The following is a 16,191-nucleotide window of genomic DNA, read 5'->3' as shown; positions in this document are numbered from 1 at the left end:
TTATGAATACAATACATTATAACGATACCATGCAGTTGCAGTCTTGTGTGGCAACGATTGGTTTCTTCGATGGAGTGCATCGGGGACATCAGTTCCTGATTCATCATCTCGTAGAGACGGCACGAATGGATGGCTTGCAATCCACCGTCATCACCTTCGATGCGCATCCCCGCAAGGTATTGCAGGCGGATTACCAGCCAGAGATGCTGAGTACGCTTGATTCCAAGCTGCTGCTGCTTTCGAAGACGGAAGTGGATAATGCTGTGGTGCTGCATTTCGACAAGGTGATGGCTGCGATGTCGGCAAGGGAGTTTATGCAGCAGGTGCTCCATGACCATCTCAACGTAAGGAAACTCTTCATCGGCTACGATCATCGCTTCGGTCATAACCGCGAGGAGACTTTCGAAGATTACGTGCGCTACGGCAAGGAGATGGGCATCGAGGTAATCAGGAACGAAGCCTTCCAGATAGATGGCATCAACATCTCTTCTTCCGTCATCCGCTCTTTCCTGAAAGAGGGAGAAGTGGAGATGGCAGCCCGGTGCCTCGGTTTCCCTTACACCCTCATCGGAAAGGTGGTGAATGGATTCCATGAAGGCAGAAAACTCGGTTTCCCTACAGCCAATCTCGACATCTCTCACTTCGGACAGCTGATTCCTGCCCCTGGCGTCTATGCCGTAAGGGTAAGACTGGAGAATACGGTGGTATGGAAACGGGGAATGATGAATGTGGGCAATCGCCCAACCTTCAATGGCAGACTACTGACGCTAGAGACGCACATCTTCAATTTCGACGGGGATATTTATGACCAGCTCTTGCTCGTAAGCTTCGTGAAGCGAATAAGGGGCGAACAGAAGTTTGACAGTCCCGAGGAGTTGGCGGCGCAGCTGAAAGAGGATGAGCAGACCGTGCTGGATCTCTTTGAAAAGGAAGCGGAATGATTGCAAGAATGCGATTAACTATAAACGATTAATTATAAACAGTAAAAGCAATGGCAAAGATTAATTTAAAGAGAGGTTTGACGGATATCGTCCTCTACATGATTATATTTATAGTAGTACAGATTATCGTGATGTATGCTGGCGCAGGAATCTGGGCGGGCATTAAGGGCGAAGGTTACCAGGCAACGCTCCTGGCTGTCAGTTCGGGCAGCAATCCTATCCTGATGGCGCTTACCTCAGCGTTCAGCAACGTTATCACCCTCGTCATCTTCCTGAAGACGAAGTGGACACCGCTGACCCGCGATTATCTGCTTTCCAAGCCTTGGACAACGCTTCTCTGGGTGGCATTGTTCACTCTGGGAACCATCATTCCTCTGGAGTTCATATATGAGCAGATAGGCATCGAGATGGACGAGAATACCGAGCAGATATTCGCATCGCTCATGAAGGAGCCTTGGGGCTATGTGGCTATTGGCGTTCTGGCGCCTTTTGCTGAGGAGGTTGTGTTCCGTGGAGCCGTTCTCCGCACCCTGCTGGGTCTTATGAGCAAGAAGAACCATTGGGTAGCCATCATGATTTCGGCTGCCATCTTCGGTCTGGCTCACGCCAACGTAGCGCAGTTTGTCAATGCCCTCCTGCTGGGCTTACTCCTGGGTTGGATGTATTATCGCACCAAGAGTCTTGTTCCGGGCATCCTGCTCCACTGGGTGAATAATACGATGGCGTATGTCCTGTCTAATATCATGCCGCAGAGCGATGGCAAACTCATCGACCTCTTCCATGGCGATGAGAAAACCATGTATTATGCCGTAGGCTTCTCTCTCTGCATCATGATTCCAAGTTTTATACAGATGATTATCAGATTAAAGAAAGCAAAGGCTTAACACAAAAAAGGCTGCTCCCTCATCCATTTCGACATGGAGGAGTTGGATGAAGGCTTGAAGAGGATACAACACCATAGCTATCAGTTGAAGGAATCGAAGTTCAACTTGAAACCCCTTGTAAAGTAAAAATATTAGGCTTCAAATGCTGTTAGGATGGCATTTGAAGCCTATTAAAATTCTTACTTTAGGAGGTCTTGAGTAGATATTCTTTATTTGTATAGATTGCCTAATGCATAGAGGGGAATGACATCTACTTGGCGCACAGCATCGTCTGCATCCTTGTCGATATATTCAAATCTGCCAAAGTTTTCCAAGGAAGTGCGTATGGCATGATGTAGATTTTTCTTGCGCATGAAAAGCCACAAACTCTGCATGCTTCCTCTTGTGGAAGCCTTGACTTCTACTGGGAGAATTTTTCCCTCTATAGCCTCGATATAGTCAATCTCAGCGTTAGCACCTCGATTTAAGTTCTGCCAGTAGTACATTTCTGACTTTTGGAAGCAGTCATGGCCCTTCATCAGTTCCAAACCAGCAAACATTTCGGAGGCTGCTCCCTTATTCACGAAATCAACATCTGATGATAACAGGATGTCGGCAGCAGGTGTGCCGAGCATCGTTTGCATCAAACCTAAATCAAGAAAGAGATACTTCGTGTAGCTATTGTTTTCTTCTGCACCCAACGGAAGGCCATTGCCATCGGTGTGGGTAACGGGCTTGATTAGACCAGCCAACGTTAGTAGGTGCAAGGCATCCTTTATGACAGAAGAATGTAGCTCGTTATCCACCTGTCTGAAGACAAACTTGCTTCCAGCCTGCAAGGCTACAGAACGTAACACCTTTCTTAGCAGGGTTGGGGAGATACGTGACTTGTATTTAGAGAAATCATCTTGATAGGTGTCAAGAATGTCGTTATGTACATGAGCACACTCCAGATAGCTGTTTGTCTCTATCCACTCCGTTACTGCCGCAGGCATACCTCCAACCAGGTAAAATGTCTTCAGTTGATTCACCAGCTTATTATGAACTGCCTCTGGAATGGGGGCTCCTGGTGTGGCTTTTCGCTTATAATCTATAGTTAAATCCAACCCTTGCGCCAAAAGAAATTCATCGAAAGAGAATGGGTACATATACAAAGAGCGTATTCTGCCCACTCCAAATGAAGGGAGTTCCTCTAAGGTGAATTCCAAGAGAGAGCCTGCCGCTATGACATGCAACTCAGGATAATCTTCCTTGAAGTAACGAAGCGACATAATGCCTTCTTGGCTTACTTGGATTTCATCAATAAAGAGCAAGGTTTTGCCTGCTACTATTGGGATGCCAGTTGATGCGCTGATGTCTTCACAGGTACGTTTCACGTCTATATCTTTTGTGAAGAGCTGACGGATAGAAGGTTGGCGTTCTAAATTTACTTCAACAAAGTATTTGAAACACTTGGCAAAATGTCTGACGGCAGATGATTTGCCCACTTGTCTTGCACCCCTTATTAAGAGAGGCTTGCGGCGTGGGGAGTCTTTCCATTCCAATAATTTTTGATCTATATTTCTTCTGTAATACGTCATGTTGTGCTAATTTATTGATTTACAGTGCAAAGATACATATTTTATCCAAAAGTCAAGGCTAAAAACAGTTAATTTTATCCAAAAGTCAAGGCAATAGAGGGCTGTTTTTATCCAAAAGTCAGGGCTAAAGACATTCCGATGTAGCAGTTCCCCAAAGTGGACACAAAAAATGATTATTAATTATTTATATTTTTAAAAGTACACATATCTATCAAATTTCGTTCCTTTTCATTTGCAAAAGTAGACAATCTCATCCATATTTGCAAGTTTTTCTTTATAAAAGTGAACATTATTCTTTATTTTTCTCATTTCCAGCCATTTTCTTCCGTTCTGTGACGAACTTCGGTGTTGCATTAGCCTCTCGCTTCCCAAAAGTGTCCATTCTTGGAAGCTCCCCTTTATAAAACCTCTTCCTGTAATTATTTGGCGTATCATAGCCGATAGCATAACATGGTCTTTTCTCATTGTAATAATCCACGTATGCGTCCAAGGCCTCCTCGAACTCCTTTCTTGAATTACATGTCTCAATCTTGAAGTCTATGAACAATTCCTCTTTTATCCATCCGTTGAGGGATTCGTTCACAGGGTTGTCTGTAGGCTTTCCTGCCCTGGACATAGACCTCACAATCAACGTGTCCTTTATCAGCTCATTATAGGCGAGTGAAGCATACACGCTACCTTGGTCCGTATGAAGAACAGTTGGCTCATCTGTGCCCTTCAACAGGTTGATGACATCATTTAGCCCATCAATGTACTGGTCTCTATGTCCACGTCTCTCAGCCACATGCCACGTTAGGATTTCTTTCGTAAAGACATCGAAATACATGGTCAACTCAAAGAAGAACCAAGAGTATTTGATGACTGTCATGTCAGAGACGATAACTTGTCGAGGTCTGTCTACCGTGTCCCACGTGGAATAAATGAGGTTGGGGTACTTATCCTTTACTTTACGTGGTTTGTAATGTATCTTGTGTCTCGTTTGTGACTGAATACCAAGATATTGGAAGCATTTATAAGAGAAATTGTCGCTGATACTCAACTGTAAATTGATTCTTATGTACGCCGCCACCCACCTGTAGCCATGTGTAGGGTGTTCCGAGTGTATGTCCTCAACCACACCCACCATGAACTCACGATTGATCTCACGGGATGAAGGCTCTCTTCTAAGCCACTTGTAATACCCCGACCGACTTACTCCCATCATCTTGCAGATATCCTTGACAGGATACTCGTGCGATAGCATGTCCACTATTTTGAACTCTTCATTTTTAAACGAACATACTCCGTTTGCCCATCCTCGTTCTGCCTCACCAGATATTTTTTTTTGAGCCGTTCATTCTCAATACGCAAGCGTAGGATTTCTCGCTTATACCCCTCCTTGGTTTTGTCAATGCCCTCAGGAAGTATGTTCCCAATCTCAGCATCAGCACGAGCCAACCCCTCTATGCCTGCTTCTTCATATTGCTTCAGCCACTTCTTAAAAGAAGTTTCCGAGACATTGTTTGCCCTGCAGAAATCACTGAGCTTAACTTTGGAGTTTCCCTTGAACTTACGAATCAAGAACTCCTTTTCCAATGGATTTAAATGCTTTGCCATAAAAAGTTTCCTTTCTGGTGAATACTTGACGATAAGATAACCGTGCTTCGGCAAGTTGTGTGCCCTTACGTTCGGGCTACGCCCTCTCTACAGGGCACACAACTCTATCTGCTTGCAAAGGTAATCATTTTCCATCAGTTTTCCACCTTTCTGTGTCTACTTTTTGAGGGGCAGCACCGAACATAAGAAAACTGCTGCTTTTTTTTTTGCATATTCTTTGGTCGTCTCATAGAAAAGAAGTACCTTTGGGGTGTTTTTTTAAAAAAGGACAATAAATACAATGAAGATAATAGAAAGCAGTATCATAGGAAAGAAGAGCCCTGAGGCTTGTGAGGATGGAATGGTAGTTACCGATGATTTCATCGCAGTGATTGATGGCAGTACGAGCAAGACGCCGAAGCATCTCAATCCTGATATGAAGAACGGAAGATACGCCATGATGCTTATCTCGGAATACATCCAGGAGGAACTGAAAGCGGATGTCTCGGTAGATGATTTCTGCCAGGGCGTAACGGCGTATATATATAATAAGGTGTATGAAAAGCTTGGGGTAGAAGAGCGGTTGAAGAAGCATCCCGAAGAGCGGCTTACCGCCTCGGCTATCCTTTATAGCCGGACAAGGAATGAAGTATGGATGGTGGGCGATTGCCAGGCAATCATCGATGGAAAACTCTATGAGAACGGCAAGCCTTATGAGGAGAAGATTGCCCGTAAGAGGGTAGAGTTGATAGAGCAGGGCCTTTCGCCTGCTGAGGCTAGAAAGCAGATAGAGCCATTATTGATCGAGGCGATGCTTTCCGGGCAGAACCAGACCTATACGGTTATCGATGGATTTCCTATCTATCGGGAGGGAGTGAAGGTTGTCTCTGTTTCAGATTCCTGTTCTGTTCAAGATCCTGTTTCCTGCTCAGGTTCCGCTTCTGCATCAGATATAATTCCATCTTCTTCCTCCGAGATAGTATTGGCGAGCGATGGCTATCCGTTCCTGAAGCCAACCTTGGCAGCGAGCGAGGCGGCATTGGCAGAGCAGATTGCCAACGACCCTCAGAACATCCGTTCCTTTATCGCCACCAAGGGCATCGTAGAGGGCAATAAGAGCTTTGATGATAGAACTTATATTCGATTTGTTTATTGCCAGTAAATAAAAAACCGCAGATTTATTTATTGGCAATAAACAAAAATGGCTGATTCCGCCAGAAAAAAAATAACATGGACAAATTGAATTTGTCCGGTTTGTTTGCCTGAAGGCTTGTAACATACTAATAATCAGTAGATTATAAGCGTTCAGACAATTTGTCCGGACAAATTCAATTTGTCCGTGTTATTTTTTTAGCATGAAATGACAAGTAATGGCAAGGATTTCTATCCGGCAAGCGATGTATTCCCAAGAAGAAAACGATGACTTCTGCACCGAGAAACGGTGAGTTCTGGAGGAGAAAACTATGAGTTAGGAATAGTTAACATTGAAATTTTTCGATGAAACCTTTGCGTATATGCATTTTTCTTCGTAACTTCGCAGCGGAATATAAAGAAGGAAAACTATGGAAGAGATTAGAAAATATCCGGTGGGCATACAAACCTTCTCTGAGATACGAGAAGAAAACTATGTGTATGTGGATAAAACTAAGTATATTGTGGATTTCGTAAGAAATGGATCCAAATATCTGTTTCTGAGTCGCCCAAGACGATTCGGAAAGTCTCTTTTTGTCTCTACGCTTCAGGCTTATTTTGAAGGAAGGAAGAATCTGTTTAATGGGCTTGCCCTTGGGGATTATGAGAAGGAATGGGTAAAGTATCCAGTTTTTCATTTTGATATGAGTACGGCAAAGCACATGAATCCTGCTGACTTAATCAATGAATTGGAAGGTAAGCTAAGCCAGCTGGAACAAATCTATGGTACGGAAGATTGGGCTATTAAGACTAATCAGCGTTTGGAATGTCTGGTAAAACGTGCTTATAAGCAGACGGGACAGAAGGTAGTCATTCTCATTGATGAGTATGATGCTCCATTGCTGGATGTCGTGCATGAGAAGGAAAATCTGGTAGAACTCCGTTTGATCATGAAGAACTTCTATAGCCCTATAAAATACTTGGACCCTTGGTTGCGTTTCGTTTTTATTACTGGTATTACCAAGTTCTCTCAATTAAGTATCTTTAGTGAAATCAACAACCTGGATAATATCAGCATGTTCGACCAGTATTCTGCTATCTGCGGTATCAGTAAGGCGGAACTTCTGAATGATATGAAGCCCGATGTGGAGTTGTTGGCAAAGCATTTAGGCAGAACCTTTGAAGAGACAATAGGTGAACTGACGTCATATTATGATGGCTATCATTTCAGTGATCATTCTGAAGATATATTCAATCCTTTCAGTCTTGTGAAGGCCTTGAAGAACAAAAAGGTTTCGGCTTATTGGTTCAGTTCCGGTACGCCAAGTTATCTCATCAAGACTTTGCAGAAGTATCATGTGGGAGTAATGGATATAGAGCAGAAAAGTGTAGGGGTTGATGACTTTGATGTTTCGCCAGAGCAGATGACTTCAGCGCTTCCTTTGCTCTACCAGAGTGGTTATCTTACCATCAAGAAGTATAATCCGCTATTGCAATGCTATCAGCTGGACTATCCTAACAGGGAAGTGCGCATAGGAATGTTGAAATCGCTGGCGCCAAACTATCTGTCTCCAATTCAATTGGATAATAATAGTTTTATCTTTGCCTTTTTGGAACAGCTCTATGGCAACAACATAGATGGCGCCCTTCAGAAGATGCAAGCTTATCTTGCTAGTATCTCCAACCGTCTGTCTAATAAAAACGAGAAAGATTTTCAAACGGTGTTCTATCTCATCTTCAACCTCTTGGGTGCTTATATCCTGGTGGAAGAAGATAGTGCAATAGGTAGGGCTGATGCCGTTCTGCACATGCCTGATACCGTGTATGTAATAGAGTTGAAATATGATAAATCGGCAGATGAGGCTTTGAGGCAGATAGACGATAAGGGATATCTGATACCTTATTCGACAGATGGAAAGCGATTGGTTAAAGTGGGAATTAATTATGATAGCCAAAAGCGAACTATAGGGGATTGGAAGATAGAAGAAACATAAAAATATACAAGATTTTGAAAGAAAGCCTCGGCTACTAAGATGTAGTCGGGGCTTTTTGAAATTTTAGTTATATAATAATACGTATGGCAAAAAGAAATTACTTATATAAAATATATCATTCAAAGTTGGAGCTTGAGGCAAAAAATCATAAGAATTGTTGTAAGTTTCATTTTATTTTGTTACTTTTGTGCCAAATTATAAATATAGTGATGATGAAAAAAGTAAATTTAATATTTTGGTTATTGGTTGTCTTTGTGTCATGTTCCAATAATAATCCTAGATTAGTAAAATTGGAACAGATAGATAGTTTGATGGGGAGTAATCCGCAAATAGCATATGATAGTATATGTCGTTTTGAGAAGGAAAATTTACCTAGTCAAGAGCTGTGTGTGGTTATGAAATTTCGTTTGTTGAAGGCTAAGGTACAGAACAAACTTTATCTCAAAATGCCATCTGATTCTACCTTTCAGAAGGTAGTTTCCTACTATGATAGCAAAGGAACTGCAAATGAGAAAATGGAGGCGCATTATTTGTTGGGTTGCATATATCGAGACCAGAAAGATGCTCCACGTGCTATAGCTACTTTCTTGGTTGCTACCGAGTTTGCTGATACGTTAAACAAAAAATGTAACTTTAATGTATTGTCATGTATTTATGGACAAATGGGCGAAATCTATGTTGACCAAAATTTGCTAGAAGAATCTTTGATAGCGTATACTAAATCTAGTTCGTATGCCTTAAGAGACCATGATGTTTATAATTATATTAGAGGTAAAGAACTATCTGTTCCAATTTTTTACCTCAGTTCGGGATAAGAAATAGTGCCTAAAAAAGTTGGTAATCTCCGATATTTTTTGTATCTTTGTAGTTGAAATCCAATTAGTTACAAACATAAAAAGATATCATTATGGAGATTACCAAGGACAAAGTTACAGAATTATTTTGTATTATTGATGAATTTTACAAAGTTTTTGATGCTGAAAATGCAGGAAAATTGCTTTTGGGTGAAGATGGAGTAAAGCGCAGACGACGTAAAGCCTCTTTATCTGATAGTGAAATCATGACGATTTTGCTGTATTTCCATTTCGGCTCGTTCCGAAACTTCAAGCATTATTACCTATTCTTTATTAGAGGAACTTTGAAGTCATATTTTCCAAATGCGGTGTCTTATAACCGTTTTGTAGAACTTGAAAGTCGCGTATTCTTCCCTCTCATGTTCTTCCTGAATCTCCGTGCTTTTGGCAGATGTACAGGTATAACCTTTGTTGATTCAACCATGATACCAATATGCCACAATCTCAGGCGTTATGCCAACAAAGTGTTCAAAGGCATTGCCACAGACGGAAAGGGAACAATGGGATGGTGTCATGGGTTCAAGCTACATCTGGCTTGTAATGATAGAGGTGAGATAATTGCTTTTGTTCTCACTGGTGCAAACGTCAGCGACAAAGATCCAGCGGTATTCGATGTGTTGGCTAAACGTCTGTATGGCAAGCTGTTTGCTGACAAAGGCTATATCTCGCAAAAACTCTTCGATTCGCTTTTTGAGGAAGGCATCCAGTTGGTAACAGGACTGAGAGTGAACATGAAGAACAAACTAATGCCGTTCTATGACAAGATGATGCTACGCAAAAGATACATCATTGAAACGATTAATGACCTGTTGAAAAATACGGCTCAGATAGTACATTCACGTCACAGGTCTGTTGCGAATTTCATCATAAATATTATTTCTGCATTAGGGGCATACTGTTTCTTTGACAACAAGCCCAAGGCACTTACTGGATACGTTATCGAAGATACGAAACAGCTTAGTCTTTTCTAACATTGCATATTTTACAGGAGGATTTTGTCTCAGCAACCATCCAAGATATATAGATGGTTGCCAAGCCTCTGTATCCCTTATATAAAAACATTATAAAGCCTTTAGATAGAGTTCGTTATCCCGAACTGAGGTAATTTTTTACATGATGGGCGATACTACGAAAGCAATATCTTTAACAAAGCAATGTGTTGAATTGTATGAAAAAAACAGAATGCATTCTGCTGCAGTTCGTGCTTTGCCAACATTAATCGGAATATTTTTGAAAAATCATCAATATGATTTAGTGAGAAAAAAACTAATGGAGTTTAGAACGATGTCTGGATTATTTAATAAGGATGGTGAACTTATTCAAGACAGGCAACATTGCTATGATTTGTTTGGGAGATACTATTTGGGAATAGAAAAGTTGGATTCTGCTGAATTTTATTTTCGCAAACTTCGTAATGCAGGTTTTATGTATGAAGCCTATCGAGGGTTATTGGCTGTGTTTAAAGAAAAAAATAATGTAGATTCTATTATAAAATATGCAAGATTGAGTGAGCAAGGAATGGATACTATTCTTGCAAACATGAAAACAGATGCGGTAAAACAGGCAGCTTCTTTGTATAATTATTCAAAAATGCAAAGGGAAATTACTCATAGTGAACAGAAAGTGAAAATGGCAAAAATGGAATTAATAATAGGTTTCATAATATTATTATGTGCTGTTGTGCTGTTATCTGTTTGGTATAAGGAAAAGCAAACGAAAAAAGAAAAAGAACTAGAGAAACTCAATGTTGCTTATGTTGGAGTTATGCAAGATTGTGTTCAATTAAAAAATGATATAGATGTGATTAGAAAAAATAAAGACATAGCAATAAAGAACAAAATATGTCGAATAAATGAATTGGAAAAGCAATTAAAGGAGAATCAAGATAAATACGCAAGCCTCGATATTTTGAAAAAGTTTAAAGTGTGGCAAAGTTGTGATATTGTAGTCAGGTTTAAAAATATGGCTAAGCCAAGACTGTCTAGACAAGAGGCCAAAGAAAATGATTGGAGCTTGTTAGAGGCAATGTTTGGACAGTGTTTGCCTATGCAGTTTAGAAATGTTATGGGAGATGCCTCTTTAGGAAAACAAGAACAACGCATTTGTATTTTGGTTTGTGCAGGATTCTCAAATACAGAAATTTCTGTCATTTTAGATACGTCAAATCAGCGTGTTACAAATGCAAAAGCGAGTGCTAATTTTAAAATGTTTGGAGAGCACAATGCTGGTAATCTGATGCATAATCTTCAATATTGCTCTTGATGTGTATCTTATGTTTAATATTTGTTTATGTCGTTGTATATTAGGACAATACGAAGCTTCTTATTGCTATGATGTGTAAAAAAGTGTACTGATTTAGCTCTGAAATTTTGGCGCTTCTAATTTAAGATTATAATTTTGCAATCGAATATAAACAAAATGTTATATGAAGAAATTTGGAGTATTATTATGTGTAATGCTATGTGTTCCTATGTTTGCTTTTACAGCAAATAATGAAGAGCAGATTATGCTGACTGTTCAGTATGAACGGCCAGACAAAGGACATGGTGGTTTACATCGAACATCTGTTCGTCATCTTTACCTAGACCAAAATGACCATATTTTCTCCTTGGTATTATTTGCCAAAGATAGAGCTCTATATGGAGTCTCTCTCTTTTAATAATTGCTTAAATGCAAAAATATCAATAGACAGATTTGGAAATATTAAAAATTGTCCTTCGATGGCTAAGTCATGGGGGAAGTTTGGTGTTTATACACTCTCAGAAGTAGCTAATAATAAGGAATTTCAAAAAATATGGTTTATTAAGAAGGATGATATAGATAAATGTAAAGAATGTGAATTGCGGTATATGTGCCAAGATTGTCGGGCATACATAAAAGATAAAGAAAATATCTACTCTGCACCGACGAAATGCAATTATGTTCTTTAATAAGAAACTTAAATGAATGTTGGGTATGAAAATAATACAATCTTTTTGGACAAAACCTCTTTTTGCAGATGAACAAAATATCTATCAAAATAGATACAATGGAGGATGGATAAACTATCGTTATTGTCTTCTTTCTATGGCTTATAGTTGTTTGACGATTTCTAAGGTTTATCCAGAACTAGAAATCTATACAGATGATTATGGCCTCCAACTATTGGGGGAAGAACTATGCTTGCCATATAAGGTCTTTCATGCAGACCTTAATGCTATAGATTTGGATCCTGCATTATGGGCTTATGCAAAAATGTTTACTTATTCCTTACAACAGGAATCTTTTCTTCATGTAGATAATGATATATTTATTTGGGGCGTGTTTCCTGATGAGATAATTAAAGCAAGAGTAGCTTGTCAGAATATAGAGCAAATTGTACCTAATTCAACTGATGATTATATACGTGCTTTGGGTTATATGCATAAAAAGTTCAAAAGCATTCCTCGCATTTTTCGTGAAGGCGAGAATACTCATGCTGCCAATATGGGCATCTTTGGAGGAAATGATTTACAATTTATTCATCATTACTCTTTAGAGGCAATGAATAATGTGCATTCAATGTATGAGGATATTCTTTGTTCAGGAAAAAATAAGGGAAGATTTAATGTCATCCTTGAACAGCTGTTTCTTACTAAATATGCACAAGAGCAGAACAAAGCAATCTGTTATTTGTTAAAAGAGTCAAAGACTACGGATATAACAAAGTTCTTGTCTATAGAAGCAGCACAATATGAAGGAAAGTTTATGCATAGTTTAGGGGCGTTAAAAAAGTCTCCTTATATTTGTGAGCAGATAGAATATAGAATGAAAAGTGATTTTCCTGAATACTATAATAGCATTATAGACTATTTGAAGTCAAGAGGATTATCTTACCCAGAGAATGAACAGTCAATGTCTAAATATGATGATTTTAATGATATATACAGCCAAATTAAATCCATAAAAGGGCGCGATGATATATTATGTGATGTTTCCGTAAAACTGAAATCGAAGTACTCTCTAGAGAGGATAGATGATAGTATTTATTTGCAAGATGAAATAGAAAGACATCAGTTGAAAAATTGGGGCAAGTTATTGCTTTTCTTTGAGAGCGCAGCTACAGGTGAGGAAGTTTGTCAATATGTAATGGCGCAAAATTTACTTCCTTCGATATCATTAGAACAATTGAGACAATCTGTCTTTCATTTGATAATGCAAGGACTTTATATGAATAAAACTTTAGATTTGTCATAAATTATAAGAAAATGAAAAAAAGTGTTTTTATTATAACATTTATACTTTTGAAGGTGCTGGGTGTATATTCTCAAACAATAAATGGTAACATTTTGGGACAAGACGGAAAAGGACTTGGGATGGTAAATGTTGCTGCTCTTAATTATGATTTTCGTTTCATAACTGGAATGTCAACACATGAAAATGGCTCTTTTTCTTTTGTGTTACCTGATTCGATAAAAAGTTGTTTCTTGACAGTTAGCTATGTGGGAATGAAGACGGATACTGTTGAGGTGAAGTCTTTGCCACAAAACAATCTAGTTATTCGTATGTCTTCTGATGCTCGTATGCTTGAAGGCGTGACGGTTGTCGGTTTGCGTCAAATATTTAAAAATCAAGGTAACATAATAGTTGCAGATGTACAAAATTCAATTCTTAGTAAAAGTGGTACGATAAATAATCTGATGAACCAGATACCTTTTGTCTCGGGTAGTGATGGAGAATTTTATGTTTTTGGTAGGGGAAAGGCATTATTGTACCTGAACGACAGAAAATTATATAATGCCAATGAACTGAACAGTCTTTCGTCCGAACGGGTAAAAAAAGTAGAAGTAATAACTAGCCCAGGTGCCAAGTATGCATCTGATGTAAATGCAGTTATTAAAATTTATACAAAGGACAATCCTAATGGATTAGGTGGAAATGCTATGTTGTATCTTCGACAAGGAAGAAAATTCCTTGACGTAGAAAATGTGTCCTTGACTTATAATCATAACAAGTTGCAGGTAGCAGGCGGTTTGTCTTTCAATGATATAAGAGCTTTGCAAAAAGCTTCCGATTATAGTGAGATTCTGCGTCCTCAATCTGTAACGACTGATGATGTTGAGATGAATTATAAAGGGGTAACCCCGAATGCAAACGTTGAGTTTGATTATAAAGTTAATGACAAGAGTAGCATTGGGGCTAATACGCAAATAAATTGGAACAAAATAACCCATGACATTCGGATAAATTCTTTGGTTCATAGTGTTGCAGGTATGGAAGATTTTAGTACCTCTGCAGATAATATCTCTTGTATGAAACCATTGAAGTGGTTAACTAGCGTATATTATTTAGTGAATTTGAGGAAAACGCACTTGGAAGTGACGAACGATTTGTTGTTAGGAAACCAAAGCCATTTGTTTGATTATGTGGAAAAAAATAATTCTCAGGTTTGTACAAATGGAATGAATCATAACTTTATGAATTCTTTTATAGCAGATGCTAGTACGCTGTTAGGAAAAACTATTTCTATGAGTTATGGTATAGAGTTAACTTATTCGCAAGAGAAACAGAAATTCTCTTTTACGGAACAAAATATAGAAACCAGCTTGAATGCTAGTAATAACGAACGTCGTCAATTGTTGAAAGCAGAGTATGTTTCTTTCTCTTATGGTGTTGGGAGATGGAATTTTACTGCAGGGTTACGTTATGAGCATACAAAGTTGAATTATTATGAAAATGGAGTGAAAAGTGACATGCAAAGTAGTACCTATGATGATATTTTACCTACAGTTGATGTTACCTTTAGAAACTCTAAGGGATTCAATGCTAGTGTAGGGTATCGTAAGTCTATAGTGAGGCCTAACTATGCTTTGCTTAATGATAATCTCCAATATCATAGCAGGTATGAATACGTTCAAGGAAATTCAAAGTTGAAACCAACTTATACGAACTCTTTGTATATTCTAGCTTCCTATACGAACCTTCGGGTTATTGGAAGTTATGATTTCATAGATGGAAAGATAATGGCCAATCGTGGTATTTATGGGAATGAACAAGATGTTATTTTGACACAGACTATAAACTTGCAAAAGTTTAGACGCATGAACATTGGAGTCAATTGGTGGCAGCAGTTCGGATTTTATACTCCTTATATTGAATTTGGCTTTGGAAAACAGGACTTCAAGTATGAATTTATGGGTGCAAGTACGAAATATGATAGACCTTTTTATAACTTTAAAGTTCATCATACTTTCCGTCTTCCAAATAACTTTCAGGCTATGTTGTTTGTCAATTATGAAGGTAAAAATTATGAGGCGTTCAGAATGCATACGGAGCAATGGAGCACCCAGTTGTCACTTGGCAAATCCTTTAAGGGAGGTTGGTTTATGCAGTTGTCTGCCTACAATCTTTTTTGTTCCAACAGGAATGCCTCCATTACTTATTGTGGTTGGGTTCGTCAAGCGACTTATAATGATAATGACCGAAGAAATATAGGCTTGTTGTTGTCTTATAATTTTGACTATAAGAATAAAAGGCATAACACGCGAGTAAAAACTTCTGAGTTGAACAGATTTTAAATTATATATGGATATGAAAAGAAATATTATTTTTTTTGCGCTTATCTTAACATGTGTCTTTGTCGCAGGTTGTGGCTCTATTGCACCGATATTTTCAAATGCATCGGATTGGGTATTTTATAGTGCTGGTGCAAAGGCTGTGAGTTATGATGGTAAGGGTACTTTCCAATTTGTTGAAGGGTATCGTACAGAGGACAATTTGACAGGTGATAGTGTTATACATTTTGTTACAGCAGACAATTATAACAAGCATTACTCTGCTTATAGCTTAATTACAAAAGTGCTGAAATCAATTCCGCAGCAGATAGACACCGTGTATTTTGCTATAGCAGACCAATTTCTAGTCTTACGGTTGAAGGAAGAGAATACGGCGTGGATTCCCAATTACGAAATCAGAGAAGTCGAAAATGGCAAGCGTCCTGTTTGGAATATCGAGGCAATCGGGATGGGACAATCAAATCTCGTTAAACCTTCTGGTAATATAATCTGGCGCAATCTTATCAAGTATGGTAAGAACAAATTTGTTGTTTGTGTAGATCGTATGATAATAAAAGGTAAATTTGTAGGAATTGTTTATATTATAAATTCTTCTCGTAAGGGCTATCCTCGTGGAATGAATTGGGATGTTACTAAATTTGTGAATATTCAAAGTTTAGGGCAAGTGTTGGAACATGATAAAAAAATCTCTGAAAAGATATTGGAAACAAATAAGTAGAC

At 38.8% G+C, this 16,191-nt stretch carries 15 protein-coding genes; 12 read left to right on the top strand and 3 right to left on the bottom strand.

Annotated elements, in window-relative coordinates; genetic code table 11:
- Window positions 1-2: 2 nt before the first annotated feature.
- Together ONT08_RS05295 and ONT08_RS05290 are read left to right on the top strand one after the other, a co-directional pair.
- Window positions 3-941, top strand: a complete 939-nt coding sequence (locus ONT08_RS05295; protein ID WP_264959406.1) for a bifunctional riboflavin kinase/FAD synthetase — start codon at window positions 3-5, stop codon at window positions 939-941.
- A gap of 50 nt (window positions 942-991) precedes the next feature.
- Window positions 992-1,825 (top strand): CPBP family intramembrane glutamic endopeptidase, encoded by an 834-nt coding sequence (locus tag ONT08_RS05290; RefSeq protein ID WP_117587639.1) that lies wholly within the window; start codon window positions 992-994, stop codon window positions 1,823-1,825.
- Window positions 1,826-2,034: 209 nt separating this feature from the next.
- On the opposite strand, the gene ONT08_RS05285 is transcribed toward ONT08_RS05290, so the two are convergent.
- The 3 genes from ONT08_RS05285 to ONT08_RS05275 form a co-directional block, all read right to left on the bottom strand.
- Complete coding sequence (locus ONT08_RS05285) at window positions 2,035-3,384, bottom strand: ATP-binding protein (RefSeq protein ID WP_118086174.1); 1,350 nt, start codon at window positions 3,382-3,384, stop codon at window positions 2,035-2,037.
- A 289-nt stretch (window positions 3,385-3,673) separates the two neighbouring features.
- Entirely contained in the window at window positions 3,674-4,627 is a 954-nt protein-coding gene (locus tag ONT08_RS05280) for an IS3 family transposase (RefSeq protein ID WP_264959405.1), read from the bottom strand.
- Window positions 4,628-4,632: 5 nt separating this feature from the next.
- A complete protein-coding gene (locus ONT08_RS05275; RefSeq protein ID WP_117695123.1) occupies window positions 4,633-4,980 on the bottom strand; it encodes a helix-turn-helix domain-containing protein in 348 nt (115 codons plus the stop codon).
- Between the two features lie 280 nt (window positions 4,981-5,260).
- Between ONT08_RS05275 and ONT08_RS05270 the strand changes: the two genes are divergently transcribed.
- The 10 genes from ONT08_RS05270 to ONT08_RS05225 all read left to right on the top strand — a co-directional run bounded on the left by ONT08_RS05270 (window position 5,261) and on the right by ONT08_RS05225 (window position 16,189).
- Window positions 5,261-6,121, top strand: a complete 861-nt coding sequence (locus ONT08_RS05270; protein ID WP_264959404.1) for a hypothetical protein — start codon at window positions 5,261-5,263, stop codon at window positions 6,119-6,121.
- A 400-nt stretch (window positions 6,122-6,521) separates the two neighbouring features.
- Window positions 6,522-8,084 (top strand): ATP-binding protein, encoded by a 1,563-nt coding sequence (locus tag ONT08_RS05265; protein ID WP_264959403.1) that lies wholly within the window; start codon window positions 6,522-6,524, stop codon window positions 8,082-8,084.
- An 83-nt stretch (window positions 8,085-8,167) separates the two neighbouring features.
- Window positions 8,168-8,899, top strand: a complete 732-nt coding sequence (locus ONT08_RS05260; RefSeq protein WP_264959402.1) for a hypothetical protein — start codon at window positions 8,168-8,170, stop codon at window positions 8,897-8,899.
- Between the two features lie 92 nt (window positions 8,900-8,991).
- Window positions 8,992-9,909, top strand: a complete 918-nt coding sequence (locus ONT08_RS05255; RefSeq protein WP_119250497.1) for an IS982 family transposase — start codon at window positions 8,992-8,994, stop codon at window positions 9,907-9,909.
- Between the two features lie 142 nt (window positions 9,910-10,051).
- A complete protein-coding gene (locus ONT08_RS05250; protein ID WP_264959401.1) occupies window positions 10,052-11,200 on the top strand; it encodes a hypothetical protein in 1,149 nt (382 codons plus the stop codon).
- 163 nt (window positions 11,201-11,363) lie between these two features.
- The gene (locus ONT08_RS05245) at window positions 11,364-11,597 is read left to right on the top strand and encodes a hypothetical protein (protein WP_264959400.1); all 234 of its coding nucleotides are present in this window, start codon (window positions 11,364-11,366) and stop codon (window positions 11,595-11,597) included.
- Entirely contained in the window at window positions 11,530-11,868 is a 339-nt protein-coding gene (locus ONT08_RS05240) for an SPASM domain-containing protein (protein ID WP_367398948.1), read from the top strand. The genes ONT08_RS05245 and ONT08_RS05240 overlap by 68 nt, the downstream gene beginning before the upstream one ends.
- A gap of 25 nt (window positions 11,869-11,893) precedes the next feature.
- Complete coding sequence (locus ONT08_RS05235) at window positions 11,894-13,153, top strand: DUF6734 family protein (protein WP_264959398.1); 1,260 nt, start codon at window positions 11,894-11,896, stop codon at window positions 13,151-13,153.
- An 11-nt stretch (window positions 13,154-13,164) separates the two neighbouring features.
- Window positions 13,165-15,474 (top strand): outer membrane beta-barrel family protein, encoded by a 2,310-nt coding sequence (locus ONT08_RS05230; RefSeq protein WP_264959397.1) that lies wholly within the window; start codon window positions 13,165-13,167, stop codon window positions 15,472-15,474.
- A 13-nt stretch (window positions 15,475-15,487) separates the two neighbouring features.
- Window positions 15,488-16,189 (top strand): hypothetical protein, encoded by a 702-nt coding sequence (locus ONT08_RS05225; protein ID WP_264959396.1) that lies wholly within the window; start codon window positions 15,488-15,490, stop codon window positions 16,187-16,189.
- Window positions 16,190-16,191 lie beyond the last annotated feature (2 nt).

The sequence above is a fragment of the Segatella copri genome, from assembly GCF_026015465.1.
GTDB lineage: Bacteria > Bacteroidota > Bacteroidia > Bacteroidales > Bacteroidaceae > Prevotella > Prevotella copri_E.
This window is presented reverse-complemented; position numbering and strand designations above follow the sequence as displayed.

Coding starts and splice junctions, on each gene's coding strand:
- ONT08_RS05295 (WP_264959406.1), top strand. CDS start 3: ATGAATACAATACATTATAACGATACCATGCAGTTGCAGTCTTGTGTG.
- ONT08_RS05290 (WP_117587639.1), top strand. CDS start 992: ATGGCAAAGATTAATTTAAAGAGAGGTTTGACGGATATCGTCCTCTAC.
- ONT08_RS05285 (WP_118086174.1), bottom strand. CDS start 3,384: ATGACGTATTACAGAAGAAATATAGATCAAAAATTATTGGAATGGAAA.
- ONT08_RS05280 (WP_264959405.1), bottom strand. CDS start 4,627: ATGCTATCGCACGAGTATCCTGTCAAGGATATCTGCAAGATGATGGGA.
- ONT08_RS05275 (WP_117695123.1), bottom strand. CDS start 4,980: ATGGCAAAGCATTTAAATCCATTGGAAAAGGAGTTCTTGATTCGTAAG.
- ONT08_RS05270 (WP_264959404.1), top strand. CDS start 5,261: ATGAAGATAATAGAAAGCAGTATCATAGGAAAGAAGAGCCCTGAGGCT.
- ONT08_RS05265 (WP_264959403.1), top strand. CDS start 6,522: ATGGAAGAGATTAGAAAATATCCGGTGGGCATACAAACCTTCTCTGAG.
- ONT08_RS05260 (WP_264959402.1), top strand. CDS start 8,168: ATGGCAAAAAGAAATTACTTATATAAAATATATCATTCAAAGTTGGAG.
- ONT08_RS05255 (WP_119250497.1), top strand. CDS start 8,992: ATGGAGATTACCAAGGACAAAGTTACAGAATTATTTTGTATTATTGAT.
- ONT08_RS05250 (WP_264959401.1), top strand. CDS start 10,052: ATGATGGGCGATACTACGAAAGCAATATCTTTAACAAAGCAATGTGTT.
- ONT08_RS05245 (WP_264959400.1), top strand. CDS start 11,364: ATGAAGAAATTTGGAGTATTATTATGTGTAATGCTATGTGTTCCTATG.
- ONT08_RS05240 (WP_367398948.1), top strand. CDS start 11,530: ATGACCATATTTTCTCCTTGGTATTATTTGCCAAAGATAGAGCTCTAT.
- ONT08_RS05235 (WP_264959398.1), top strand. CDS start 11,894: ATGAAAATAATACAATCTTTTTGGACAAAACCTCTTTTTGCAGATGAA.
- ONT08_RS05230 (WP_264959397.1), top strand. CDS start 13,165: ATGAAAAAAAGTGTTTTTATTATAACATTTATACTTTTGAAGGTGCTG.
- ONT08_RS05225 (WP_264959396.1), top strand. CDS start 15,488: ATGAAAAGAAATATTATTTTTTTTGCGCTTATCTTAACATGTGTCTTT.